The organism is Litoribacter ruber, assembly GCF_018500185.1.
GTDB lineage: Bacteria > Bacteroidota > Bacteroidia > Cytophagales > Cyclobacteriaceae > Litoribacter > Litoribacter ruber.
In genome coordinates this window covers 1-399 of record NZ_JAHBGI010000059.1, presented here as the reverse complement: position 1 = coordinate 399, position 399 = coordinate 1, and the positions used below count along the sequence as shown (strand labels likewise).

The 399-nt window shown below is 44.4% G+C and carries 1 protein-coding gene; it reads left to right on the top strand.

The genetic code is table 11. The annotated features are described in order from the left end of the window. Positions 1 to 10 precede the first annotated feature (10 nt). Positions 11 to 399 (top strand): MFS transporter (locus KIH41_RS18070; RefSeq protein WP_246539228.1); only part of this gene is annotated, 389 nt, incomplete at its 3' end.

The following is a 399-nucleotide window of genomic DNA, read 5'->3' as shown; positions in this document are numbered from 1 at the left end:
AATATTTGAAATGTCGGGACTGGCTACAGACACTGCTTTCCTGCAGGCTGCATCAGTTGGGTTGATAAATATGGTTTTTACTCTTCTTGCCATGAGTTTGATTGATAAGATAGGCCGTAAAAAGCTGATGGGTATAGGGTCCATTGGAATGATCGTCAGCTTGATCACCACCGCATATCTTTTCCAGCATGGAAAGGGAGATGTTGGGATATTGATACCCTTGTTGGTTTTTATTGCCAGTTTTGCCTTCTCTCAGGGGGCAGTGATATGGGTATTCATTTCTGAGGTTTTCCCCAATAAAGTACAGGCATCAGGGCAGTCTTTTGGCACATTTGTCCATTGGTTTTGGGCGGCAGTGATGACTTGGTCTTTTCCTATCATCGCTGTAATGCCAGGTGG